38 protein-coding genes and 1 pseudogene are annotated in these 23,621 nt (G+C 37.9%); 29 read left to right on the forward strand and 10 right to left on the reverse strand.

Annotated features, from left to right (window positions below; translation table 11 throughout):
* Positions 1-65: 65 nt before the first annotated feature.
* Both CBE70_RS14185 and CBE70_RS14190 read right to left on the reverse strand, forming a co-directional pair.
* Positions 66-1,193, reverse strand: a complete 1,128-nt coding sequence (locus CBE70_RS14185; RefSeq protein WP_100159831.1) for a site-specific integrase — start codon at positions 1,191-1,193, stop codon at positions 66-68.
* The gene (locus CBE70_RS14190; RefSeq protein WP_036894694.1) at positions 1,174-1,416 is read right to left on the reverse strand and encodes an excisionase; all 243 of its coding nucleotides are present in this window, start codon (positions 1,414-1,416) and stop codon (positions 1,174-1,176) included. Before CBE70_RS14190 ends, CBE70_RS14185 begins: the two co-directional genes overlap by 20 nt.
* 173 nt (positions 1,417-1,589) lie before the next feature.
* On the opposite strand from CBE70_RS14190, the gene CBE70_RS18305 reads away from it, so the two are divergent.
* Positions 1,590-1,751, forward strand: a complete 162-nt coding sequence (locus CBE70_RS18305) for a hypothetical protein (RefSeq protein ID WP_157926013.1) — start codon at positions 1,590-1,592, stop codon at positions 1,749-1,751.
* Here the strand turns inward: CBE70_RS18305 and ssb are convergent.
* A complete protein-coding gene (gene ssb, locus CBE70_RS14195; protein WP_100159832.1) occupies positions 1,748-2,164 on the reverse strand; it encodes a single-stranded DNA-binding protein in 417 nt (138 codons plus the stop codon). The two genes, CBE70_RS18305 and ssb, sit on opposite strands and share 4 nt — an antisense overlap.
* Positions 2,157-2,690, reverse strand: coding sequence for a hypothetical protein (locus CBE70_RS14200; RefSeq protein WP_100159833.1), 534 nt, complete (start codon positions 2,688-2,690; stop codon positions 2,157-2,159). The genes ssb and CBE70_RS14200 overlap by 8 nt, the downstream gene beginning before the upstream one ends.
* A gap of 150 nt (positions 2,691-2,840) precedes the next feature.
* Between CBE70_RS14200 and CBE70_RS14205 the strand changes: the two genes are divergently transcribed.
* Positions 2,841-3,107 (forward strand): hypothetical protein, encoded by a 267-nt coding sequence (locus CBE70_RS14205; protein ID WP_370992538.1) that lies wholly within the window; start codon positions 2,841-2,843, stop codon positions 3,105-3,107.
* On the opposite strand, the gene CBE70_RS14210 is transcribed toward CBE70_RS14205, so the two are convergent.
* The 5 genes from CBE70_RS14210 to CBE70_RS14230 form a co-directional block, all read right to left on the reverse strand.
* Positions 3,085-3,309: a hypothetical protein gene (locus tag CBE70_RS14210; RefSeq protein ID WP_100159834.1), complete on the reverse strand. Its 225-nt coding sequence runs from the start codon at positions 3,307-3,309 to the stop codon at positions 3,085-3,087. The genes CBE70_RS14205 and CBE70_RS14210 overlap by 23 nt on opposite strands.
* A 43-nt stretch (positions 3,310-3,352) precedes the next feature.
* Positions 3,353-3,556, reverse strand: a complete 204-nt coding sequence (locus tag CBE70_RS14215) for a hypothetical protein (protein WP_100159835.1) — start codon at positions 3,554-3,556, stop codon at positions 3,353-3,355.
* Positions 3,557-3,792: 236 nt separating this feature from the next.
* Positions 3,793-4,242, reverse strand: a complete 450-nt coding sequence (locus tag CBE70_RS14220) for a hypothetical protein (RefSeq protein WP_100159836.1) — start codon at positions 4,240-4,242, stop codon at positions 3,793-3,795.
* Positions 4,217-5,098: a hypothetical protein gene (locus tag CBE70_RS14225; RefSeq protein ID WP_100159837.1), complete on the reverse strand. Its 882-nt coding sequence runs from the start codon at positions 5,096-5,098 to the stop codon at positions 4,217-4,219. Before CBE70_RS14225 ends, CBE70_RS14220 begins: the two co-directional genes overlap by 26 nt.
* Before the next feature lie 106 nt (positions 5,099-5,204).
* Positions 5,205-5,861, reverse strand: coding sequence for an XRE family transcriptional regulator (locus CBE70_RS14230; protein WP_198585723.1), 657 nt, complete (start codon positions 5,859-5,861; stop codon positions 5,205-5,207).
* Between the two features lie 95 nt (positions 5,862-5,956).
* On the opposite strand from CBE70_RS14230, the gene CBE70_RS14235 reads away from it, so the two are divergent.
* The 16 genes and pseudogenes from CBE70_RS14235 to CBE70_RS14305 all read left to right on the forward strand — a co-directional run bounded on the left by CBE70_RS14235 (position 5,957) and on the right by CBE70_RS14305 (position 15,266).
* Positions 5,957-6,184, forward strand: coding sequence for a helix-turn-helix domain-containing protein (locus tag CBE70_RS14235; protein WP_023582536.1), 228 nt, complete (start codon positions 5,957-5,959; stop codon positions 6,182-6,184).
* A gap of 38 nt (positions 6,185-6,222) precedes the next feature.
* Positions 6,223-6,681 (forward strand): YmfL family putative regulatory protein, encoded by a 459-nt coding sequence (locus CBE70_RS14240; protein ID WP_100159838.1) that lies wholly within the window; start codon positions 6,223-6,225, stop codon positions 6,679-6,681.
* A gap of 88 nt (positions 6,682-6,769) precedes the next feature.
* Positions 6,770-6,979: a hypothetical protein gene (locus CBE70_RS14245; RefSeq protein ID WP_098943307.1), complete on the forward strand. Its 210-nt coding sequence runs from the start codon at positions 6,770-6,772 to the stop codon at positions 6,977-6,979.
* The gene (locus CBE70_RS14250; RefSeq protein WP_099659597.1) at positions 6,969-7,148 is read left to right on the forward strand and encodes a DUF4222 domain-containing protein; all 180 of its coding nucleotides are present in this window, start codon (positions 6,969-6,971) and stop codon (positions 7,146-7,148) included. The genes CBE70_RS14245 and CBE70_RS14250 overlap by 11 nt, the downstream gene beginning before the upstream one ends.
* Before the next feature lie 12 nt (positions 7,149-7,160).
* A complete protein-coding gene (locus tag CBE70_RS14255; RefSeq protein ID WP_100159839.1) occupies positions 7,161-8,252 on the forward strand; it encodes a replication protein in 1,092 nt (363 codons plus the stop codon).
* A 72-nt stretch (positions 8,253-8,324) separates the two neighbouring features.
* Entirely contained in the window at positions 8,325-8,711 is a 387-nt protein-coding gene (locus tag CBE70_RS14260) for a RusA family crossover junction endodeoxyribonuclease (RefSeq protein WP_100159840.1), read from the forward strand.
* Positions 8,712-8,795: 84 nt separating this feature from the next.
* Positions 8,796-8,930, forward strand: a pseudogene (locus CBE70_RS14265) (KilA-N domain-containing protein); the annotation flags it as partial.
* Positions 8,927-9,952 (forward strand): DUF968 domain-containing protein, encoded by a 1,026-nt coding sequence (locus tag CBE70_RS14270; RefSeq protein WP_100159841.1) that lies wholly within the window; start codon positions 8,927-8,929, stop codon positions 9,950-9,952. The pseudogene CBE70_RS14265 and the gene CBE70_RS14270, both read left to right, overlap by 4 nt.
* 26 nt (positions 9,953-9,978) lie before the next feature.
* Entirely contained in the window at positions 9,979-10,530 is a 552-nt protein-coding gene (locus tag CBE70_RS14275) for a DUF1133 family protein (protein WP_100159842.1), read from the forward strand.
* A gap of 254 nt (positions 10,531-10,784) precedes the next feature.
* Entirely contained in the window at positions 10,785-11,615 is an 831-nt protein-coding gene (locus tag CBE70_RS14280; RefSeq protein ID WP_100159843.1) for an ABC-three component system protein, read from the forward strand.
* On the forward strand, positions 11,612-11,842 hold the full coding sequence (locus tag CBE70_RS14285; protein WP_100159844.1) for an ABC-three component system middle component 6: 231 nt from the start codon (positions 11,612-11,614) through the stop codon (positions 11,840-11,842). The genes CBE70_RS14280 and CBE70_RS14285 overlap by 4 nt, the downstream gene beginning before the upstream one ends.
* On the forward strand, positions 11,833-13,533 hold the full coding sequence (locus CBE70_RS14290) for a DUF2326 domain-containing protein (protein WP_100159845.1): 1,701 nt from the start codon (positions 11,833-11,835) through the stop codon (positions 13,531-13,533). The genes CBE70_RS14285 and CBE70_RS14290 overlap by 10 nt, the downstream gene beginning before the upstream one ends.
* Before the next feature lie 389 nt (positions 13,534-13,922).
* A complete protein-coding gene (locus tag CBE70_RS14295) occupies positions 13,923-14,192 on the forward strand; it encodes a bacteriophage protein (RefSeq protein ID WP_036904926.1) in 270 nt (89 codons plus the stop codon).
* Positions 14,192-14,662, forward strand: coding sequence for a lysozyme (locus CBE70_RS14300; protein ID WP_100159846.1), 471 nt, complete (start codon positions 14,192-14,194; stop codon positions 14,660-14,662). Before CBE70_RS14295 ends, CBE70_RS14300 begins: the two co-directional genes overlap by 1 nt.
* Positions 14,644-14,802, forward strand: a complete 159-nt coding sequence (locus CBE70_RS18395; RefSeq protein ID WP_198585724.1) for a hypothetical protein — start codon at positions 14,644-14,646, stop codon at positions 14,800-14,802. Before CBE70_RS14300 ends, CBE70_RS18395 begins: the two co-directional genes overlap by 19 nt.
* A 2-nt stretch (positions 14,803-14,804) precedes the next feature.
* Positions 14,805-15,266, forward strand: a complete 462-nt coding sequence (locus tag CBE70_RS14305; protein ID WP_100159847.1) for a lysis protein — start codon at positions 14,805-14,807, stop codon at positions 15,264-15,266.
* Between the two features lie 139 nt (positions 15,267-15,405).
* On the opposite strand, the gene CBE70_RS14310 is transcribed toward CBE70_RS14305, so the two are convergent.
* Positions 15,406-15,744 (reverse strand): hypothetical protein, encoded by a 339-nt coding sequence (locus CBE70_RS14310; protein ID WP_100159848.1) that lies wholly within the window; start codon positions 15,742-15,744, stop codon positions 15,406-15,408.
* A 185-nt stretch (positions 15,745-15,929) separates the two neighbouring features.
* Between CBE70_RS14310 and CBE70_RS14315 the strand changes: the two genes are divergently transcribed.
* From CBE70_RS14315 to CBE70_RS14370, 11 genes are all read left to right on the forward strand, one after another.
* Positions 15,930-16,280, forward strand: coding sequence for an HNH endonuclease (locus CBE70_RS14315; RefSeq protein ID WP_100159849.1), 351 nt, complete (start codon positions 15,930-15,932; stop codon positions 16,278-16,280).
* Complete coding sequence (locus tag CBE70_RS14320; protein WP_100159850.1) at positions 16,277-16,474, forward strand: hypothetical protein; 198 nt, start codon at positions 16,277-16,279, stop codon at positions 16,472-16,474. The genes CBE70_RS14315 and CBE70_RS14320 overlap by 4 nt, the downstream gene beginning before the upstream one ends.
* Before the next feature lie 147 nt (positions 16,475-16,621).
* Positions 16,622-17,092 (forward strand): phage terminase small subunit P27 family, encoded by a 471-nt coding sequence (locus CBE70_RS14325; RefSeq protein ID WP_099660116.1) that lies wholly within the window; start codon positions 16,622-16,624, stop codon positions 17,090-17,092.
* A 3-nt stretch (positions 17,093-17,095) separates the two neighbouring features.
* On the forward strand, positions 17,096-18,829 hold the full coding sequence (locus CBE70_RS14330; RefSeq protein ID WP_100159851.1) for a terminase large subunit: 1,734 nt from the start codon (positions 17,096-17,098) through the stop codon (positions 18,827-18,829).
* 188 nt (positions 18,830-19,017) lie between these two features.
* The gene (locus CBE70_RS14340) at positions 19,018-20,247 is read left to right on the forward strand and encodes a phage portal protein (protein WP_023582514.1); all 1,230 of its coding nucleotides are present in this window, start codon (positions 19,018-19,020) and stop codon (positions 20,245-20,247) included.
* Positions 20,225-20,869, forward strand: coding sequence for an HK97 family phage prohead protease (locus CBE70_RS14345; protein WP_180273015.1), 645 nt, complete (start codon positions 20,225-20,227; stop codon positions 20,867-20,869). The genes CBE70_RS14340 and CBE70_RS14345 overlap by 23 nt, the downstream gene beginning before the upstream one ends.
* A 13-nt stretch (positions 20,870-20,882) precedes the next feature.
* On the forward strand, positions 20,883-22,091 hold the full coding sequence (locus CBE70_RS14350; protein WP_100159852.1) for a phage major capsid protein: 1,209 nt from the start codon (positions 20,883-20,885) through the stop codon (positions 22,089-22,091).
* 95 nt (positions 22,092-22,186) lie between these two features.
* Positions 22,187-22,495 carry a head-tail connector protein gene (locus CBE70_RS14355; RefSeq protein WP_100159853.1) on the forward strand — a complete coding sequence of 103 codons (309 nt, stop codon included), beginning with the start codon at positions 22,187-22,189 and terminating at the stop codon, positions 22,493-22,495.
* Complete coding sequence (locus CBE70_RS14360) at positions 22,492-22,815, forward strand: phage head closure protein (protein ID WP_100159854.1); 324 nt, start codon at positions 22,492-22,494, stop codon at positions 22,813-22,815. The genes CBE70_RS14355 and CBE70_RS14360 overlap by 4 nt, the downstream gene beginning before the upstream one ends.
* Complete coding sequence (locus tag CBE70_RS14365; RefSeq protein WP_023582509.1) at positions 22,812-23,252, forward strand: HK97-gp10 family putative phage morphogenesis protein; 441 nt, start codon at positions 22,812-22,814, stop codon at positions 23,250-23,252. The genes CBE70_RS14360 and CBE70_RS14365 overlap by 4 nt, the downstream gene beginning before the upstream one ends.
* Complete coding sequence (locus CBE70_RS14370; RefSeq protein ID WP_099660120.1) at positions 23,249-23,584, forward strand: hypothetical protein; 336 nt, start codon at positions 23,249-23,251, stop codon at positions 23,582-23,584. Before CBE70_RS14365 ends, CBE70_RS14370 begins: the two co-directional genes overlap by 4 nt.
* Positions 23,585-23,621 lie beyond the last annotated feature (37 nt).

Consider the following 23,621-nt stretch of genomic DNA (forward strand, 5'->3'; position numbering starts at 1 on the left):
AATTTTGAAATGGTTATCAAAAAATTATCAAAATGAATTATCAAAACCACCTGAAATTTAGGCAATTAAATCACGATTTTTATCCAATCTTTTCCTCGATCATCATGGTATTTATCTGTTTGAATTTGGTTCTTATGACCGAGTAAATCTTTAGTGTTTATACCTTGTGCTCTATATAACCTTTCAGATAAAGATCGTTGTTCATGAAATGTTGCAGGTGTTCCTTCTCCCCAATCAATATCCGTTTTATTTCTCGCTTTTTTAAAGTTAGTCGTTAGCGTATTTGCAGTAACTTGATCACCACGTTTAGATTGTGAAGTAGTATGAAAGTAATGAATAAGATAAGGGCTAATAACGCGATCACGGCAACGGGCAACAACATCACGTAATGACATATTTAATTGTTCAGAACGTAGTGATAATGGAATAGCTAATTTAGTACCCGTTTTCTCTTGAGTAATATGCAAATGATCATCCCAAATATCACTAAACTTCATTGCGGAAATATCACCTAATCGTTGGCCAGTAATTAACGCAAGCAACATGGCATTTCCCACATAACGATGTTGTTTATCAGCAATCTCAAATATCTTTTTCCATTCATCAAAATTAAGGCGTTGGCGAGTTACTTTTCGTTTTGGCTGTTTAGTAGCGAGGGCAGGGTTATAACCGGGAGGAACTTCACCTGCATGTTGCGCTTCTTTAAATACATCAATTAAAACAGAGCGAATAACTTGTGCCATTCTGTGCTGACCATTAGATTTATATTCATCCAGAATTTCAGCAATATCTCTGGCATCAACAGCGGGTAATGGTTTCATGGATAAGGCTTGCCTCATTAAATCTACCGGCTTCCTTTTTTGTTTATAAGTATTCGGTTTTATATCACCTTCCTTTAAACGCTCTTCTTGAATAACCCAGTATTTATCCAACCAAGTATTAACCGTGATTTCTTTACCTTTTATTTTTGCCACCCGATCACCAATAGCCATAACTTGTCGGCTACGTTGTTCCGCTAACCTTGTGTTAGCTTCAATGGCTATTGCTTTCGCCTCGGCTTCATTGTCACCGAGGGCATGATATTTACCTGTTACAGGATGGCGGTAACGCCAATAAACCTTGTTAGCTTTACGACTAAATAAAGGGTAAAGATTTGGAATATTGACGTTATTTTTACGAGGTCTGGCAGCCATCTTTGAGGATCCTTTGTAAAATAGGGTTATCGTTATTATTGATAACCGGTGATGTCAAATTACCGACAAGGTCGGCATCTTCTCTCACGCGCCAAATGCCACCTTCTTTCCTTGCTGGTGGGTAGAACAGGCCACCACGAGCATATCGTTGTAGCGTTCCTAACTTTGGTGGGCGACTTTTATATCTTTCTTGCGCCCACTCCTCTAAAGTCAACATTTGCATATTTTTCTCTCCACACTGTCCGTACACAGTTTAAATAGATATTAGTTGATGCTAATAATTAGTAGCTATTTGTTGCTTACATATCTTAATAATTTAATTTAAGATGAATAATTCGCTTGATTAACTAAGATATTTAGACAAAATGTAAATTTAACTCTAATTGAAATTTATATATGTTTGGTAATGGAAAAGAAAACAAAGATTTAAATGATGATTTTGAGCTAGATAAAATAGAAAAAATATCTAGTACATTACTTGATTTAGTAGTTGGTATATCACTAGTTTTTATTGTAACCATCGTTGTCTTTGTTATCACTTTTACTTACTGTACTTAAAATGGAATATCATCAAAACCTACGGGTGGTTGTGATAGTGGTGTAGTCTGTGAAGTTGTCGATTTAATTGCACCACTTAGCATCTGCATCGAACCACCAACTTTTACAACAATTTCAGTTGTATAGCGTTTAACACCGTTATCATCCCATTCGCGCGTTTGTAGTTGGCCCTCAATATAAATTTGAGAGCCTTTGCACAAATAGCCACTGGCGATATCAGCGAGTTTTCCAAACAGAACGACACGGTGCCATTCTGTCTTTTCTCGGTTTTCACCCGTTTGTTTATCTCGCCACTTTTCTGATGTGGCCACAGCTAAATTAGCAACAGCACCACCAGAAGGCAGGTAGCGAATTTCAGGATCGCGCCCTAAATTGCCGATAAGAATTACTTTGTTTACTGATCCGTTAGCCATTTTCAGTTCCCTTATAAAGTTCATTAAAACGGCGGAGGAATAAGGCTTTTGCTTGTGGCGGTGTTAGTGGGTTAACAACAAAATCACTTGATGGAATACCTTCAAGCATTAACCAGTTACTACCTACATCAATTTCTAAATCACGCTTTTCTGTGGCTAACATCATTAAGTCAGCAAAATGCACTGCATCAGACATTGTTTCAGGTAGCCCAAACTTTTTGCGGATGGCTAAATCAATATTGTGCTCAATCATTTGATATTCAGTTAAGATAGCTTTTAAAGGACGTGGTAAATCTTTGATATATGCTTCACTAGCATCATGAAGCAGGGCTTCTAAAGCATATTCAGGTGCAACTAAATAGCTGACATATACAGAGTGCTGAGCCACAGAATAGAAATTATCAATCTGTCCATTAAAGCGACATTCATTAGCAAGGCCACTGGCAATATCTTGAATATCTATATCCTCGATCCGTACATCGAGATAATAGAAATGTTTATTTGTTGCTGTTGCAATATAAGACATATTCTCTCCACACAATTTTTAGGTAATAAGAATTCCTCTCGAATTAATCGAGATTAGATTTCCCTAGTGTTGCTAATAAAAAATAAAAATGGATTTACACTTCAAATATTGTGCCTGATTATTTTCCCACCTCAGGCGGTGGTGGTATTCTTGGAAGTTCCTACACAACCAAGAGAAAATAAAATGCTTAAATCAACGTTAATTGCAAAGTGTCTCTATCAGTGCAATATGATTTCAGATATAAAAGGTGGTGAATATTCAGTACAAAGTATTTTTAATGAATATTTTCCTAAGTATTCTTATGATAAATGGAACACCAATCTACCTGATAATGTGGTTGAGTATTTTTTAAAAGCATCTAAAGGCAGTACGACAATTAGAGTTGATTCTTTTATTAAAGACCTTTGGGATCTTTAATTGTCGAGAATGCTGAATGCTCATGATTAAGTGTTTTACCCTTAGTATTTGCTTCTAGTTCTAATGATGTTTTATCATTCATTAAAGTCTCAATTGTTTTATCAATAAATGACAAATAATCAATTGATATGGCGCTTGTCGTATTCAAATAACAGACCGTGGCGCCATTCACTTTAAGTTCAACTACGTTTCCATTACTCACGCCAATTTCCCTCCACACAATTGTTTCTCTTCACACATAAAAATTATTCACTTTGTATCTGAATAGCGCTTTTGATTCTGCACTCGTCTATTTCAGCATCCAGTTTTGCTAGTTTATCCACCAGCTCTTCACGTCTTGCGTTTAACTCACCGAGGACTTTGATAGACGATAGTTTCTCTTCCATCCAATCAACAACATCTTCATCAGTGAAATTAGCTGGAGGTATGATTACCGGTTCAGTTGTCATGGCGGCTCCTACAACGAAATACATTTATTTATCGTCAATTGACATCAGATAAAATCACTATATGTTTTTTGCGCAAATGCGTCAAGCGCATATTTTGTTTTTTACAAAAATATAAAAGGATGAATTTTATCCGTTTGATTTTCTATTTATGTCTTTTAAAAATATCAGATTGAAATACAGATCATTTCTTTGGTGGGAAAAGGATACAAAAAAGCCCTCACAAGGAGGGCCCGGTATTACTTCGAATTATGGACATCTATTAATTTATGAATTGCTAATCCATCATTTAAAAAAACATACATTGAGAATATAAATATAATTACTTGAGTTATACCAAAATATATATTGGGGAAAAATGTGATTATTGCGTATGTAAGCATTGAAACTACAATGAAAAATATTCTTTTAGAAACATAGAGTGAATACTGAGCGCTATCTATACTTCCTTGCATTATTGGTATCACTTTAGCCATTTTATGTGCACATTGCCCAAATATGACTGCAGACATTAATGACCAGTCAGAAGTTGTCAACAAATAATCAATGATTGATCCTAATGATGAATAATTCTTCGCTACTGATACAATAAACATTCCTAAAACAGGAATTAGAAAAAATATAGCCTCACCGTATACATCCGCTCTTCTGGCTCTATTTTTTCTATTCTCGTTTTTGGAATATGTCACCTTGATACCCCTTGGTTCGAACAACACTCATAACTTCAATTATTTTAACATCCTTTATTTTGCTTTTTTTATTTTTACTGCTATTTTCCATATAAACTTCCGTGTACTCTATAACCGCTTCCATAAGGTCATTTGGCCCAATAGGGTCTATGAGTCCACCCTGATATTGTTTTAGCCAGTCATTGTCTATTATTTTAGCAGAAAACGTATTTTTTGTTTCTATCTCTTCTAGTTTCCATGTTGTGTCTCCTTTATTCACAGGCACGTTAACATAAAATTTTGAGTTTCTTTTATGATGTCTTTTTTTTGTTGACAGAACCTCATCCACGTCACCAGTAAACGTGAAATTTTTGTTCATTTTTTTATAGTTAAAAAAATTGTTGCCGTTAATGTTTTCTAAACCAATATATGTACATTCATCATTTTTAAGTTTGGAATTTAATACTGATAAATCAGATAGCGATTTACCTAGTTTTTCTATGTCTATAACGGGTTCAAGCCTCATTTCATTAATATCGTTACCCATAATGGTATCAGACATATTATTAGCGATAATCTCAATATCATCTCTACTAGATATCTCGCTAGACTCGTACAGATCGCTGCATAATTTAGATGAAGATGCATCAAGTAGCTTATTAAATTTTTCTATTATGCAACTTATAATAGCTATAGCAGAACCTGTTTCTAAACCAATTAATTTAAATTGAGCGCTATCTTTTTCATTTATTGACGCTAAAGTTATTATTCCAATACTTTTATAAAATTTAACGTAACCAGTTAAAATATTTAAGATATCCTCTGGATCTTTTCTATCTTTACTGTAATCAAATTTTATAGCTATGTTGGTATTCATTGTTATCTCATTTTTGATTTGATAATTGGTTAATACAATCGCTTCAATCAGATCCCACTATTATATTATTTTTATCAACCACACCCTAAAACGTGTCGTCAGGTCATTAAAACAACGCTCTACCTGTTTTTTCACATACATCTATATATTTAATTGGCTTAACAATAGCTGACACATAGTGCATTGACTCGATCTGATCAGGAGGTAATGTTATTGGCTTGTGTGAGTTATTGATGCTAGTAAATTGATAATCACCATCACGAGTCTTGTTGAATATCTTAATCATGTTGTGACCTTCAACAGTGCGAACAAAAACCTCATCACCAGAACGGACAGCGGTGTTGGGCTCAACGACAACGTACTCACCAGATTGAATACGAGGCCACATACTATCGCCTTTAACCTTCAGTCCGTATGCATCAACGTCGTCGCTGTATATCTTCAGCCATCCATTGTGAGCCTCAATCATATCAACAGCACCATCAACACCTAAGAACGCCTCACCACGTACTTGAACCATTCCTGACGGCACTTTTCCTATAAATTTGATTTCATCTGGCTCTGGTACATTTTCAGTAAATAAATCTGCAACAGATACACCCAGTGCTTCTGCTATCTTTACTAAAGTGTTTTCTGTATAGCCTTGTATATTTCTTTCAAGGCGAGAAATATTGCCCACATCACTATTAATAGCGGTGGCCAACTGAAGGATTGTTAATCCTTTTTTCTTTCTCAACTCTCTAATTCTTGTTCCTATTTTCATACCTCAATTCAACTTTATTTATGCGTACAACACAAAGCGTATTGCGCATATTTATCTGTGTGATAATATGCGTGTAACGCATTTAAGGGGGCTGTATGCAAACACCATTAAGGAAAGTTCGGGTAGAACTAAATCTAACAATTTCAGAAGTGGCTAATGCCATTAATTGTGATGTAGGAAATCTTTCACGATTAGAAAGAGGTATTCAAACAGCTTCTTTGGAACTGGCTGAAAAATTAACAGCTTTTTATCGTGGGAAAATAACTGAGTTAGAGATCTTATACCCACATCGTTATCAACAACAAAATAACAAAACCGTTTAAAGCAGTTAACTACAAGAATTTATCAATGGTGGTAGGAAATGAGTAACCAATCAATAAAACAGGTAGTGAAAGAAATGTGTGATGCAACAGCTGGTGGACGCGAGGCAATGGCTGGAGCACTAGGTCTGTCTTTAACGTCATTCAACAACAAGCTTTATGAGAAAAACGGTTGTCGCTCATTTGATTTAAACGAGTTGTTAGCGATGCAAGATATTTCTAAGACCGTTTTATTTGCTGAATTTGTCGCTCGTGAATCAAATCGTTTACTCGTTGACAGAATTAGTCCTGCGGAACTGGACGAAACTGAGCTGTTTGTACTGCGTAGCGGTGTTGACGAAATGCAGGGGCGTTTAGCGTTATTGATGAAAGATAGCTTGGCTGATGGCGTTATTGATAACGAAGAAGAACAGAAAATAAAAATGATGTTGGATGGATTAATTTCACAGATCCGCACATTTATGAATGCGTTTGTTTCGTTGCATCAAAAGAGAAATTAAAGATGGCTATATCCAGAAAGGGTGAAGCCAAAGGTGTACGGCCTCTGGCTTCGGTTTGCAAATTTCAATTGTGTGAAGAGAAATTAGCATGAGTAGATTAGCGCATTTAATACCTAAAAAGCAATTCCGTTGTTTACCTGTCTCGGGTAGTCAGTCATTTCGCTATGTGGAAATCATAGCGTCTGACGAACAACCAGACAACTACAAGAAACCTGCATATTTGGTAGATAGACAGTCTCTTAAAAAAGCATGGGCTGATTTTTATTTTTCAAGTGGAGAGCGGGGCAATGAGCAATGAGAACCCAAACCAACTTGATCGCTACTACAAAAATCATAGGGGTATCGTTGTCCATGTTGTTCGTTATGACAGAGAAAAACAGCGTGTCATTTTTATGCTGGATGGTTGTGACGATCCGCAATGTGAACCCTTGCAACGATTTAAAGAGAAGTACACACGTATTAAGTAATGAGGTGGCAAGATGAGTTTATTATTACTAAAAAGTCGCCCTTTAGTCGTTATTCCTGAATTAGCGGTACGTCTTGGTTTAAATGAGGCGATGCTGCTACAGCAAATTCAATATTGGCTAACTGAAACTACTTCAGGTGTTGAATATGACGGCTCGCGCTGGATTTATAACACCGTCGAAGAGTGGAAGAATCAATTTCCTTTTTTCTCTGAATCAACGATTAAACGTGCTTTTACTAATTTGAAAAAGCAGGGCGTTTTACGCATCGAGCAAATCAATAAATCAAACCATGACCGTACTAATTATTATGCGATTAACTACGATCACCACTTGCTGACCGATGAGGTCAATATGACCCAATCGAACGGTGATAACTCATCTAATCGAACAGTTCAAAATGACCTTATCGATAAGCGCAAATTGAAACCTTCAAACGGTTCAAAATGCGCTGTTCTGAACGGGTCAAAATGGCCTGTTCTTACAGAGAATACAACAGAGATTACTTCAGAGAGTACAACAGAAACAGATCATTCGTCGCAGAATTCTGGCGAATCCAGCGACCAGCCGAAAAATGATTTTTTAACTCGTTATCCCGAAGCAGTGATTTACAGCGCCAATGGTCAGAAATGGGGTGATGAAGGTGATTTGAAAACGGCAAAATGGATGTTTGGTCGTGTTAAAAAACTGAATCCATCTGCGCTAGAGCCTACTTGGTATGACTGGGCGAACGATATTCGTTTGATGCGTCAAATCGATGGGCGTACTCATGAGCAAATTTGTGCTTTGTTCGATTGGGCTAACAAAGATTCATTCTGGCACCAAAACATTTTAAGCCCTCGTAAATTACGTAAACACTTTGATGAGCTGATCGTTCGTAGCCAAAAGCCAAAGGATGAGCCAAAGGTTCAAGTTGATACCGTTGAGCGTGACAGTGCTTTCTCTCGCTTGATTGGCTCTCGTTCTAAACCTCAAAACCGTATTGAAGAGATCGCACTTGAATTAGCGGGTAAGACAGGTATTCGTCGTATGAGTGAGTTTTCTGGTCGTCAAGCATGGAACAGCATTTGGAAACAAGCGACTGAAATGTCACAGGAGGCTCAGTAATGCTAACTAAATACATTTTGTTTGTTGGGTTCTGGTTTGTAGTGACATTACTGATTGGCTTATGGGGGACTTATGCCTGAACTCATGCTCACATTGCCATTTCCACCTAGTGTGAACACCTATTGGCGAAACACCAAAAGAGGGACCTTAGTCAGTGCAAAAGGGCGAGTCTTTAGAGCAAATGCGATTGCAGCAGTCTATGAACAATTAAAGCGTAGACCTAAGGCTATTGAGAGTGATGTGTTTGTTTCAGTGAAATTATACCCACCAACTAAACAAGCCAGAGATATTGATAATTTCTTAAAAGCACCTTTTGATGCGCTTACTCATGCGGGTGTATGGGGCGATGATAAACAGATTAAAAAAATGGATGTTGAATGGATGGACGTTATTAAAGGCGGGAAGCTTGAAATAACCATTCGTCAGCATAGTAAAAGCGTGATGTACGGTCACGAGTAAAACGTGGAGAGAAATAACATGAATGGATTAATTGTTATTGATGAAATTTCGACCGCTCCTGAGATCACAGGAGCGCCTATTGCTACTGCTAGAGGCTGTCCGTTTGGGAAGAACATGACCCGTCCTAATAATCCTCGTGAAATCCAACCCCATTTCTTTGAGAGTAAAACGGATGAGTTGATCCGTATGGTGATGTTGAATAAACAGGTGAGCGCATGAAGTTACTGTTAACGCCGTATATTCAAAAAGAATTGGGGGTTGTGTTATTTAAACCCGGTGCTGAGTTGCTTGAGCAATTTAGAAACCATCATCGTGTGATTATCAGTGATGTGCCAAAAAGCTTAGATGTGTTGCCCTCAGGTGCATTAACGGGTGATGAACAGCCGATTTTAAACAATAAGCACATCGTTCAATTTCTTAATAGCAAAAAAGTGATCCACACCATCGATAAAGTATCACCGATGGATACGTGGGTTATCCGTCATATTCAATGCTGCCAGATTGATAACGATGAAGATAATTACCATCACCATGAGTTAGTGACGACTTTTCACGAGGCTGGCGTGATCCGCACCTGTTGGCATCATGATAACCATATTAGAAATTCATCTGCTGGGTGGGTTGCTGAATTAGCTCATAAAAACCGTATCAATTGGATGTTGGATACTATTCGTAGTCGCTTGAGATTGGATAATGGACACCAGCTAGCTACTCCTGATTTTTTCTCATTTGCAGTTATGCATAACGTGGTTGATGAATTACCCGAAGCGATATTACGCCAGATTTTAAATTGGTCAGATAAACAAGAAGAACGCAGAGTTCACGGTGGTTTTCCTGAGGCAGATATTATTCCAAGCAACGTAACCGCATTATCTGTAATGAATGAGCGTCTAGAGGCGATAAAGCCGATTATTAAAGTTGCTGTTGATCCTGAGCCACCAGCGTCATTTCTTCTTAAACCTAAAATGCAACGTTGGGAAAATACCCAATGGTTGCAATGGGTGAAAACTCAACCGTGTTGCGTGTGTGGGCAACAGGCTGATGATCCGCACCATATTATCGGGCATGGCATGGGCGGTATGGGTACTAAGGCTCACGACTTATTCACTATTCCATTGTGTCGCATTCATCATGACGAGTTACATCGTGACCCCAAACAATGGGAAGTCTCTCACGGCAATCAACTCGAATTGTTATTTCATTTTTTAAACCGTTCATTAGGTATCGGTGCATTTATTTAACGTGTGTACGGCACGAGGGGTATTAGATGATTTATCCATTGACAGTAGGTAAAGGTGAAGAACATTTAAAATTACGTACACTGGAAAGTGTGTGGATCCGTGGGCGTTTGAAAATGTGGGGAAGATGGGCTGCTTTTAGTAAGGCTCCTAGCGCTACAAGTATGTTTAATCAATTATTGGAAGAACCAACAATTACAAAAAAAGCCTTAAGGGATGCAATAAATAGAATGCATACATCGGGATTATCTAAAGAAACTTTATTGATGTTTCTAGAAGAGTTTAAGGATAAAAAAACACTTAGCAGTATGTGGTTTTGCTCTGATACTGAAGGTGGTGAAATGGATAAGGTTATTTGTGAAGTAATGAATGCAGATGCTGGGTTGCTGAATATTCTTAAGCAGCACTATGTTTATAAAAAATCAAAACATGAGATAGCATTAGAGCTTTGTGAGAAAGATGGTCGTTATTGCTTGCGTACATATCAGGACAGAGTTAAAGCATGGCTAAATGTGGCTGAATTTATGCTCTATCGCCCAATGTGCGATAGATTTGATAGAGAGTATCATTATTCTGAATAAAGCTTGACTATTTTGCCGATAAAGTTATAGTTTTCATATATGCTGTGCGAAGTTATAAACGCAACACAGTAAATGAATTTAAAGCCTCGCTGTCGCGGGGCTTTTTTATGCAAAATGTACATATTTTAACCATAGTGCAATTATAATTGTGATTTAAGGAAGACTATTGATGGTTATATTATTATTTTAGTTTACAGATTGTTATATTTTGGTAGGGTTTCAATAGGTTCTTTTACTATAAGAAAATTAATATAATGGAAACTGTAAAATCAATTGGACCACGAGATTATAGACCTAAAGATATACGGCGATTAGATACACTGTCTGGTAATAAGTGTGCAGCCCCGCATTGTAATAAGAATTTAGTTTCTATAGATGGTAGTTCTATTGTAAGTAAAATATGCCACATTGAAGCAGCTAGTCCAAAAGGGCCTCGCTATAACTCATCTATGACTAATGACCAACGCAGAGGTTACGATAATCTGATTTTGTTATGTGATGAATGTCATATAATGATAGATAATATGGATAACATTAAAAAATATCCAGTTAGCTTACTTCATGAATGGAAAAAAAATCATGAAGAAATTGGTATGCAAAAAAAAGCTACAAAAAAATCAATGCTAATGAGTGCAATTAATGCTATTGCTAATGTAGATTTTGATGATTCTGATTCGACATACCAACTTGGAACAACAACTATTTTTAATATAGAAGAAAAAATAAGCCACAATAATATAGTGAGAAAAAAACATTTAATTGATGCATACAAAGTTCATTATACAAAACTTGCTGTATTATATAATGAGTTAGAAAATACAGGATCCTTTAAAATAGCGAAGTTACTTAGAAATATAAATCTTATTTATATAAATGTCGTTTCCACATATATTAATTCTTCTGTCAATTATATTGATGTAATTAGATTGCATGCTGATGATATAATAAATGATATTGAAGATGAGTTAATGTCAGCTTGTCAAAAAAATAGTGATGTTGATGATGGTGACTTAATGTATGGAATTTCAGTTATTATGGTTGATGCATTCATGAGATGTAAAATCTTGGAGGAACCACCTAAATGATAATTGGAAATGACATTAATCCTAAAAGGAAAATTTATTATTATGGTGCTCTGATTATAGAAATATTAAAAGAATTCTCTCAGAATACTGTTTCTTTTGATGATGTCTACCACTTAACGCATTCTAGGCATGGTATATCAATTGAGTTATTTATGTTATCACTAGACTGGCTTTTTATTATAAGTGTAGTGGATGGTAAAGACGGAATGGTGATTAAATGTTTTTAAAAACACTATTAATAGAGAATAACGGTTCAATTATTAGAAAAATTCGATTTAATAAAGGGGTTAATCTAATAGTTGATGAAACATCACAAGAGGAAAAAAAAACCTCAGGAAACAATGTAGGTAAAACAACCGCGTTAAGATTGATAGATTATTGTCTCGGAAGTGATGGGAAAAATATTTATACAGATCCTGAATTTAAAAAGAAAACTAATCAGGTTGTTGAAAATTTCCTAAAAGAAAATAATATTATAATAACTCTAACGTTATCAACAGACCTAAATAATGAGGATGAGCGTGAGATTGTAATTCGTAGAAATTTTTTTATGGATAAAAAAAATACCATATTGGAAGTTAATGGTGAAAAAATAGCAAAAAAAGATTTACAATCACATTTAAAAAAAATATTTTTCAATAGTAGTGCAGTCAAGCCAACTTTTAGACAAATTATTTCTAAAAATATTAGAGATGATAAGGCAAGGCTTACAAATACGATTAAAGTTCTTCACCCAACGACCAAATCTGAAGAATATGAAGCACTATACTTTTTTTGGTTTGGTATAGATTTAGATTCAGCAGAAGAAAAACAAAAATTACTTGCACAGAAGACAATAGAAGAAAATTTACAGAAAAGGTTAAAAAAGGATAGTTCAATATCACAAGTCATTCAGTCACTTATAGTAATTAATGATAATATAAAAAATCTAGAGGAATCAAAAGCTAATTTTAATATCAATGAAAATTATGAGTATGAAATTAATAGGCTAAATGAAGTTAAATTGAATATAAATAGAAGCAATACTGAATTAAGCCGTTTGACTTTAAGAAAAGATTTAATAGAAGAGAGTGTCTCTGAGCTAAATGAAGAGTTTGCTAATATAGATGTTGAAAAAATAGATAAATTATATAAAGAAGCAAAGGCATTAATGCCTTTTTTACAAAAAACCTTTGAAGAAACGCTTAAATTCCATAATGGTATGCTTGAGGAAAAGAAAAAGTTTATTTCAAGTGATCTACCAGAGCTTAATCTAAAAATAGAAACTATTAATGCTCAAATAGATAAATTGCTAAAAGAAGAGTCATTGCTCACTAGTTCATTGATAAAATCAGGAAAATTGGAAGATTTACAAGATATTATATATTCTCTTAATAATGCCTATGAACAAAAAGGTGCTCTTGAAGAGCAAAAAAGGCTATGGGAAAAAAGCAATGATACTTTAGAGAAGATTGTAAATAAACTAGATGAGATCGATAATGACATTCACTCTCTTAATGATAAATTACAAGAAAAAATTGCTATTTTTAATAAATATTTTTCAAAGATGTCTGAGAGATTGTATGGTGAAAAATTTGTATTAAGTGCTGATATTGGTGAAAAAGGCTATGAGCTAAACATAACTAGTCTCTTTAATAATCCTGGCACAGGCAGAAAAAAAGGTGAGATGGCAGCTTTTGATTTAGCTTATATTCAATTTGCAGATGCTGTAGATATAGATTGTTTACATTTTGTTCTTCAGGATCAAATTGAAAATACACATGACAATCAAATTACAAGTTTATTTACTGACATCGTAAAATCTGTAAACTGTCAGTATATTTTATCTGTATTAAAAGATAAATTGCCTTCTGATATAAATATAGATGAATTAGAAGTATTAAAATTATCTCAGCATGATAAACTTTTTAGGATATAAGGTGAATTTATCGGGGAAGTAATTGAATAATTCTCCGATATCAAATCAAGGTCGCTAAGGCGGCCTTTTTTATTGGAGAAAATATGAAAAATTTATTTATTAATCTATGTATAAAGCTATCTGGTAAGACTAAAGAGCAATTAAATTTAGCTTGGTCATTTCATTATTTCGTTACCCAATCTAAATATAAAGCTTATTGGCGAGCTGTATTTCATTAATTATCGAAAACCTCATGCAGAGATATCGATAATCGCACACTAGGTGGAGTCGTGCCCACCATCTATTTACACATTGCAGACCACAGTATCAATTACACACTAATCACTTCACACAATAACTGTGTGCCTGTATTCCTTCAACTAAACTCGGACACTCCGTAGGGGGTGACTATGCGCATGGAAAAATTAACCAATGCTACCTACGGAACAGCTGGCTTAACTGCCTTTTTTGCAAGTCTCTCACTTTATGAATGGGGATTTGTAATAGGGATGGGATTCAGCATGCTCCTTGGATTAGCAACTTATTTTATGACACAGCGAGAACAGCGGAAACGAACAGCGTTATTTGCTGAATTAGTTCATCGAAATTGTTCTAGCGATCCGCAAGACATAGAAAAGATAGTTGGCGAGATGCTGACTAAAGCTAAAAAGGACATTTAATGAATCTAAAACAGAAGGTAGCAGCAGTTGCGAGTGCCGGTGCGGTAAGTATTGCGATAACAGTAATTGGTTACTTTGAAGGTGTGCGTTATGAACCTTATCGTGATGTGGCAGGTGTTTTGACAGTTTGTTATGGGCATACAGGCAAAGACATCATTCAAGGTAAGACATATACACAACAAGAGTGTGACGAATTACTGCAGAAAGACTTTATCAGAACACAACAACAAGTTGATGTCCTGGTTAAAGTGCAGGTCGATGATAAAACAAAAGCGTCTCTATATTCCTTCGCTTTCAATGTCGGCACCACAGCTTTTGCACGTTCTACATTGCTAAAGAAATTAAATGCAGGTGATCAGTATGGTGCCTGTGAAGAAATGAAACGCTGGGTTTATGCGGGTGGCAAGGTATGGCGAGGGTTAGTCAGTCGTAGAGATGCGGAGTCAGCACTATGTCATGGAAACCTTTAATCATCATTGTTGGTTTTATCCTCGCATTACTCATCACGGTCGCTGGTGGCATTTATATCTCAATTGATAATTCATGTGTTAACGATAAAGCCAGTTTAGACAAGCGCTGTCAGATAGCTCTCTCACATCATCGGTACTAATTATGAAGCACTGGAAACTTTACATAGTCATTGTGATGGTGGGTATTGTTGCTGGCGGTGGTGTGCTGATTAATGCACAAGCTAAAAGAATTAACACGCTAACAGAAAACAACAAAGAACTTACAGCCATACTCGAAGAGCAAAAGGCTATCAATACTGACTATCAAGTACGTATAGAGCGACTAAATCAACTTGATACAAGGCACACACAGGAGCTTGTTAATGCAAAGAATGAAATTAGTCGCTTGCGTGATATTAGTGAGCGTAATCCTGAGCGGGTGTACATCAAAGCCAACTGTCCAAAAAACGAAACCACTCCCGCCACCAGCATGGATGATGCAACCACCGCCCGACCTACTGACACCGCTATCCGAAATTATTGGTTACTCAGAGAGCGAATTGTCCAGTCAGAGCAAATGATTAAAGGGTTGCAGGATTACATTAGAACGGAGTGTTCTCAATAATGATAATACTCAAGTAAGTGATAAAAACAAATCGAGATTATTATTCATTATTAGTGATGATTACAATGAGTACAGAGCGGCACTGACAAAATATTATGTAAGCGAGGGCAACTTTAGTTGCCACTCATTAAACATAAATCTAGACTTTAAATACAATTGCTTTTTTGATGCCGTGAACTAATATGGCACAATCAATTTCTATACTCGTATCTTTAATATCGTACTCATCCATTAGTTTTTTAAATACCCGACGTATAATTTTTATAATGTTGGTTTTTTTATCAATTTCAATACTGCCAGTAACTGTAATCATACCTGTAATTGTAGTTTCAACATTCTTGAGTTTATTTACATCATCAAAGTCAACATCATTTGAAAGGTATGACTCGATATAATATCTTACAGTATTTGCATCTGTATCAGATGTTTTTTTTCCCATATCTTTTACTGAATATGTTAATAAAAATTCATTTTTCATCGTATGACTCCTAATAAAAATAAAACTCACTGTGTAATGTTCACGGTGAATATTCTATCGATAAGATATCGATATCATTAATATGGAAATGAATTTTTCGTATTCAACAAAAAACATAAATTTAATTTATGATTGTGATGAGGGCTATGTTTTATATTTTAAGTTTTAATCAATAGGAGGTAGTAATGCCACCTCGCATACCTCGCGCATGTCGTAAACAGGGATGCGCCAAGACAACAACAGAACGTAACGGTTACTGTGAAGATCATCAGAACCTAGGATGGGAAACCCACCAGCGCGGTAAGTCTCGTCATCAACGTGGTTACGGTACCCAATGGGATAAGTTACGAGCACGTATACTCAAGCGTGATAAGTATCTATGTCAGGAGTGCCTAAAAGCTGGGCGAGCAACCGAAGCCAAAACAGTTGACCATATCATTGCTAAAGCACATGGGGGTACCGATGCAGAAGATAACCTACAAAGCCTGTGTTGGTCCTGTCATAGAGCTAAGACAGCAAAGGAGAGAGCACTATGACTCAAGATGAGCAAACCTTACTTATGTTTAAGGGAGTCGTTGCTGAACTACCTGAACAAAGCAGAGCTAAAGTTAAACATTGTATTGCTGAAATAAACAAGTTGCTTGCTGAATATCCTGATGGTGAAGCATTGCTTGCTGTGGGCTATATCGGTGCAGAACAGCAGATGAAAGGTAATCTTGGTCAAGGATAACAGTGCCATTCCTCATAGGGGAGGGGCGGGTCAAATCCCTACCACTCTTGCCACCTAGGACCGCCCCCTTACCTCTTTTCACATCACCGCAGGTTAGAAAACTTTTTTTGGGGAACCCCAAGCGATTATTGATAGGAGATTTCTATTATGGCTGGACCGCCTAAAACCCCGTCACATCTGCAATTGGTGAGGGGGAACCCATCAAAACGACCGATTAATAAAAAAGAGCCAAAACCGCCAAAAGGGGTACCCCCAACTCCGAAGCATTTCACTAAGCAAGGTAAGTATTGGTTTAAGCGTATTGCTGAAGAACTTGATGCAATGGGTGTCATGAGTCAGATGGATGCTAAGGCATTGGAGTTACTCGTCGAAGCTTACACTGAATATCGACATCATTGTGATGTTCTCGATGAAGAAGGCTATACCTACAAAAACAATACAGAAAGTGGATTGATGATAAAGGCGCATCCATCTGCTGCAATGAAGGCAGATGCATGGAAACGTATTCGCGCCATGTTAAGTGAATTTGGTATGACTCCCGCTTCTCGAGCAAAAGTCACGATGAACACACCTGCCGAAGAAGATCCTTTTGAGGCATTTTTGAAAAAGCGCAAATGATGAATGGCAATCGTAGCAGATGGAATTCAGTACGCCGAACAGGTGGTTGCTGGAGAAATTGTTGCGTGCGAACTGGTACGTTTAGCGTGCCAACGGTTTTTGAATGATTTAGAGCATGGGCCTGAGCGTGGCATCTATTTCATTGAAGATCGCGCACAGCACATACTCGATTTTTATAGTTTTATTCCTCATGTCAAAGGGGCATTAGCGGGTAAACCCATTGATTTAATGCCTTGGCATGTTTTTATCTTAATTAATATTTTTGGTTTTGTTATTCCGTTAATTGATGAACAAACGGGTAAAGAAGTTATAGATGAAGATGGTGATGTTGTCTTTGTCCGTCGTTTTCGCACAGCTTACAACGAAGTTGCACGTAAAAATGCAAAATCCACATTGTCATCAGGTATTGGGCTTTATATGACCGGTGCTGATGGTGAAGGTGGTGCCGAAGTTTATTCAGCAGCTACAACGCGTGATCAGGCTCGTATCGTGTTTGAAGATGCGAAGAACATGCTGAAGAAGTCCAAAGCGACACTAGGTCGTTTATTTGAGTTTAATAAACTCGCTATCTATCAAGAAAGAACCGCCTCTAAGTTTGAACCGCTTTCCAGTGATGCCAATAACCTTGATGGTTTAAATATTCACTGTGGCATTGTTGATGAACTGCATGCACACAAAACTCGTGATGTGTGGGACGTATTAGAAACCGCCACTGGTGCGCGCCTGCAGTCTCTTCTTTTTGGGATCACCACAGCGGGTTTTAATAAAGAGGGGATTTGTTACGAACTGCGGGATTACGGTATTAAAGTGCTTCGTGGCCAAGTCGATGATGATTCGTTTTTCGCGATTATTTACACCTTAGATAAAGACGATGATCCCTTTGATGAAACCGTGTGGCAAAAAGCGAATCCGGGTCTCGGTGTTTGTAAGCGCTGGGATGATTTACGCCGTCTAGCCAAGAAAGCCAAAGAGCAGGTTTCTGCTCGGATTAACTTCTTCACCAAACACATGAATATTTGGGTCACTGCTGAATCTTCATGGATGGATATGATGAAGTGGGATAGTGCTCCTGAACTCGCATCAAAACAAGAATTACAAACTTATCCGTTATGGGTCGGTGTTGACCTTGCCAATAAAATTGATATTTGTGCGGCCGCTAAAGTATGGAAACAGCCTGATAACGGTCATGTTCATGCTGATTTTAAGTTTTGGTTACCCGAAGACCGGCTTGAGCGTTGCTCTAAACAAATGGCAGAACTCTATCGCAAATGGGCTGATATGGGGCATCTCACATTAACCGATGGTGAAGTTGTCGATCATGCTCAAATTAAAGAAGAAATCATCGAATGGGTGACGGGCGAGAACTTAAACGAACTGGGTTTTGACCCGTGGAGTGCGACACAATTTAGTTTATCACTGGCTGAAGAAGGGCTACCCCTTGTAGAAGTAGCTCAAACGGTGCGTAACTTTTCTGAATCCATGAAAGAGATTGAAGCACTGGTTTATGCGGGTAAGTTTCATCATGGCCAACACCCTGTTATGAACTGGATGATGTCGAACGTCACGGTTAAACCGGATAAAAACGACAACATTTTCCCTAATAAATCCACACCCGAGGCAAAAATTGACGGCCCTGTTGCACTATTTACAGGCATGAGTCGATTATTGGTGAATGGTGGAGATCAGGAACAAAACCTCTCTGATGTCCTCGCTTCTCGAGGCTTACGCTCTCTCTAAGGAAATTTAATGAAATTTTTAACAATAACAGCCTTATTGGTTGGGATTGCGGGGGCCTTTTTGTTGTCATGGGGCGCTTGGTTAATCTACCTACCGATGGGCTATATTTGCGCGGGTTTATTGTGCCTTTTATGGTCATACCTTGTTTCAAGAGCGCTTGGACAACCTAGAAATAACAAGGAGGAATAATGTTTTTCCCTGGATTATTTCAGAAATCTCAGAAAGAGATGACCTCATCAGAACTGAGTGAGTTAATTGGATTGTCTTATGACACTTATTCTGGTCGAAGAGTGAGTACACAACTCGCTATGCAACTGACTTCTGTATTTAGTTGTATTCGTGTTCTTGCAGAATCGGTAGGGATGTTGCCATGCTCTTTATATGAACAATTAGAAAGAGGAAATAAACGCGCCACCAAAGAACGGTTACACAAATTACTGGCGGTTAAGCCCAATAATTACATGACACCTCAAGAGCTTTGGGAACTATTAATTGCCTGTTTGTGTTTAAGGGGAAATTTTTATGCTTATAAGGTGTACGCCTTAGGCGAGGTGGTTGAATTACTACCTCTCGATCCTAGTTGTGTCACGCCAAAATTAAATAGCCAATGGGAGCCTGAGTATCAGGTGACATTTCCAAATGGTAAAAGTGAAACACTGACACAGCAAGAAATCTGGCATGTACGGATTTTTACTCTTGATGGTTTAGTGGGGTTAAGCCCAATCGCGTATGCACGTCAGGCTATTGGTTTGGGATTAGCCACCGAAGAGCATGGTTCGCGTTTGTTTGGAAACGGTGCGGTGACAAGTGGTGTATTACAAACGGATCAATATCTAAAAGATGATGCTTACGAAAGACTGAAATCTGACTTCGGTGAACGGCACCAAGGGTTAGCCAATGCACACAAACCGATGATTTTAGAAATGGGGTTGAAGTGGCAACAAATCAGTTTATCGGCTGAAGATGCGCAATTTCTTGAAACACGAAAGTTTCAGTTAGAGGAAATTTGCCGTATTTTTCGTGTTCCCCTTCACATGGTGCAAAACACCGATCGCGCCACATTCAATAACATTGAAAACTTGGGTATTGGTTTTATTAACTACTCACTTGTTCCCTACCTTATTCGTATAGAGCAACGTATTAATGCAGGGCTGGTAAAAGCCAGTAAGCAAGGAACTTTTTATGCCAAATTTAATACTGGCGCTTTATTACGTGGTGATATGAAATCGCGATTTGAAGCCTACTCAACAGGCATTAACTGGGGGATTTATTCGCCTAATGAATGTCGTGAACTCGAAGAGTTAAATCCGCGTGAGGGTGGCGATATTTATCTCACGCCGATGAACATGACTACTAAGCCAGAAACCCAAAAACAAGAGGAGAAAGCGCATGCCGATGACGACCAAACAACGGCTTGATGTGCCATTGAAAATTAAGTCTGTTAGTGACTCTGGCGAGTTTGAAGGCTACGGCTCCGTTTTCGGGGTAAAAGACAGTTATGCCGATATTGTGATGCCGGGGGCTTTTCTTAATTCCCTGAGTCAGTGGAAAGAAAAAGGTTCATTACCCGCCTTACTTTGGCAACACCAAATGGCTGAGCCTATTGGTATTTATACCGAGATGCGAGAAGACAGCACCGGACTCTATGTAAAAGGTCGTCTGTTAATTGATGACGACCCGTTATCTAAACGTGCACATGCTCATATGAAGGCCGGATCACTCTCCGGCCTTTCTATTGGTTACATTCTTAAAGATTATGAATATGACCGCAGTAAAGATGCCTTTCTACTGAAAGAAATCGACCTATGGGAAGTCAGCTTAGTGACATTTCCTTCCAATGATGAAGCGCGAGTCAGTGATGTGAAGTCGGCATTTGCTCGTGGTGAATTACCCACACAAAAAAGTATTGAGCGAGTCCTGCGCGATGTTGGGCTTTCGCGAACACAAGCCAAGGCTTTTATGGCCAAAGGCTACGATGCACTTTCTCTGCGTGATGTTGAGCAAGAAGCATTAGAAACATTGAAATCTATTTTTAAATAATAAAGGAAAAATTATGGCTATTGATCATAAAGACGTTAGTGAAGTTGCGCAGGAATTAAAAGGTCAGTTTGACGAATTTAAAAAGTCGAATGATAAACGTATCGATGCGATTGAAGCTGAAAAAAGTAAGTTATCAGCAACCGTTGATACCTTAAATGAAAAATTATCAGAGTTGGATGAATTAAAAAGCAATTTAGAAGCGGAACTTGCTTCAGTAAAACGTCCAGATGGTAACGTGACGAATAAAGATGTCTCTGAGCATAAAACCGCGTTTGAATTATTTGTGCGTAAAGGTACCGATGATGGGCTTGCGGAGTTAGAGCGTAAAGCAATGCAGGTCGGTTCAGATCCTGACGGCGGTTATGCAGTACCCGAAGAACTGGATCGTAATATCATTACGGCATTGCGTGATGAAGTGGTTATGCGCCAAGAGTGTAATGTGATTACGGTTGGCACAGAGAAGTTTAAACGCCTGATTAATCAAGGTGGCACTAATAGTGGATGGGTGGGTGAAGTGGATAAACGCCCTGAAACCAACACATCAAAACTCGCCTCTATTGAGCCTGTATGGGGAGAAATTTACGGCAACCCTGCTGCTACTCAAACTATGCTTGATGATGCCTTTTTTAATGTTGAGCAATTCATCACCAGTGAGTTAGCCACAGAATTTGCGGAGCAGGAAGAATCGGTATTTACCCACGGTGACGGTATTAAAAAGCCTAAAGGTCTATTGGCGTACGGTAGTGACGATAAAGGCGACAAAGAGCGTGAATGGGGTAAGTTACAGCATTTGTTATTGAAAAAACCGACGGAAATCACCGCGGATGAAGTCATGAAATTGATTTACACCATGAGAAAGGTTTATCGTACAGGTGCTAAATTTATGATGAATAACAATACATTATTCCAAGTTCGCACACTGAAAGATGCTCAAGGTAATTATTTGTGGCAACCCGGTCTGCAATTAGGGCAACCTTCTGCATTATTAGGGTATGGCATTGCAGAAAATGAGCAATTTGCTGATGTCTCTGCTGACGCTGTGCCGATTGCTTTTGGTAACTTCAACCGCTGTTACACTATTCTTGATCGTATTGGTGTTCGTATGTTACGTGACCCATACACCAACAAACCGTTTGTCCATTTCTATACGACGAAACGCGTTGGCTCTATGTTAGTTGACAGTAATGCGGTGAAGTTACTGAAAGCGGGAGCCACTAAATAATCTGAGTTTATGTATCTCAGTTTCATATATACCGCTTAATTGCGGTTTTTTTGTGCCTGCGATCGAGATAGGTCGCAGGATTTATTGGAGGTTTCATGGCATTTCCAACTATCGATGAATTGAAACGCCAATGTTATATCGATGGTGATCAGGATGATGATTTGCTTCAACAAAATCTATTGTCAGCGATAGCCGAAGTGGAAAGATTAACAAACCGAAAATTGTATGATGATGAAATACCTGAAAATGATCATTATGGCTTACTTCTTTCCGAAGATATAAAAATAAGGCTCATGCAAATGGTCGGTTTTTGGTATGAGAATCGTGAAGGTCAATCACTCCCCGAGTCGCTATGTAATGCATTGCGTGAATATCGTATCAGACCTATGCGAGGGCAATCATGAAAGCAGGAAGATTGCGCCAAACTGTCATATTTCAACAGAACGCACCCATTAAATTACCTTCAGGGCAACTTAAAAAAGAGTGGGTTGATATCGCTTCAGTGCGGTGCGAAGTAAAACATCTTTCTGGTCGTGAACTGATATCCGCTAATGCTGAAATGTCAGAGGTTACTGTTAGAGTGTGGATGCGTTATCGACCCGACATTAACAGTACCTGCAGAATGGTTTGGCGTGAGCAAATTTATGACATTCAGTCAGTCATCCCTGATGAGAAATTGACTCGATTAGAATTGCTATGCAAACAAGGAGTTAAACAATCATGAATTTGGATTTCTCCGATCTACTCGACTTATCAAGAGAGTTAGATGTTTTAAGTCGAGCTGAAAGTCATCAAGCGATGCGAAAAGCAACCAATGCGGCCGCAACGTTATTACGTGATGAAATCAGAACGTCCGCACCACGAAAGACGGGAAAATTAGCACGAAATATAGTGACCCGTAATCACAGAATGCGCAATAAAGGTGAGGTTTCTTCGGGCGTTTATGTTCGAGGGAGTAACGCTTCAGGCACAAACAGTGATACATCCATGAAAAGTGATCATCCTAACAATGCCTTTTATTGGCGCTTTCTTGAAGAGGGCACTTCTAAAATGGCGCCAAGACCTTTTATACGTCCCACTTTTGATCGTGAATCGGATAAGGCAGCCAATTTAGCCATTAGCGAATTAAATAGAGCGATTGATGAGGCGCTAGGAAAATGACAGAGGCGGATATCTACGCAATTTTATCACCTGTATTACCTGATAAAGTTTTTCCGTATGTTGCTCCACAATCAAACCCTGCAATAACAGCGCCTTGGTGTGTCTTCTCTTTGTACGATGTCAAAGGCGATGTACTGAAGGGGCAAGCCGAAACGATGACGAATATTCAGGTTGATGTTTATGCCGATACGATTGATGAGGCGAGAAAGCTTCGCTTGTTATTTGCTAATGCATTAACAAAATTAAGCCCTGTTGAAATTTCAGAAAAACAAGGCTACGAGCCAGATACAGGATTGTTTAGAGCAACATTTGAATGCCAAGTTTGGCAATAGCATCGCCTTATTATTCACACTAAAGCCACCTTCGGGT

Source organism: Proteus columbae (assembly GCF_002777965.1).
GTDB lineage: Bacteria > Pseudomonadota > Gammaproteobacteria > Enterobacterales > Enterobacteriaceae > Proteus > Proteus columbae.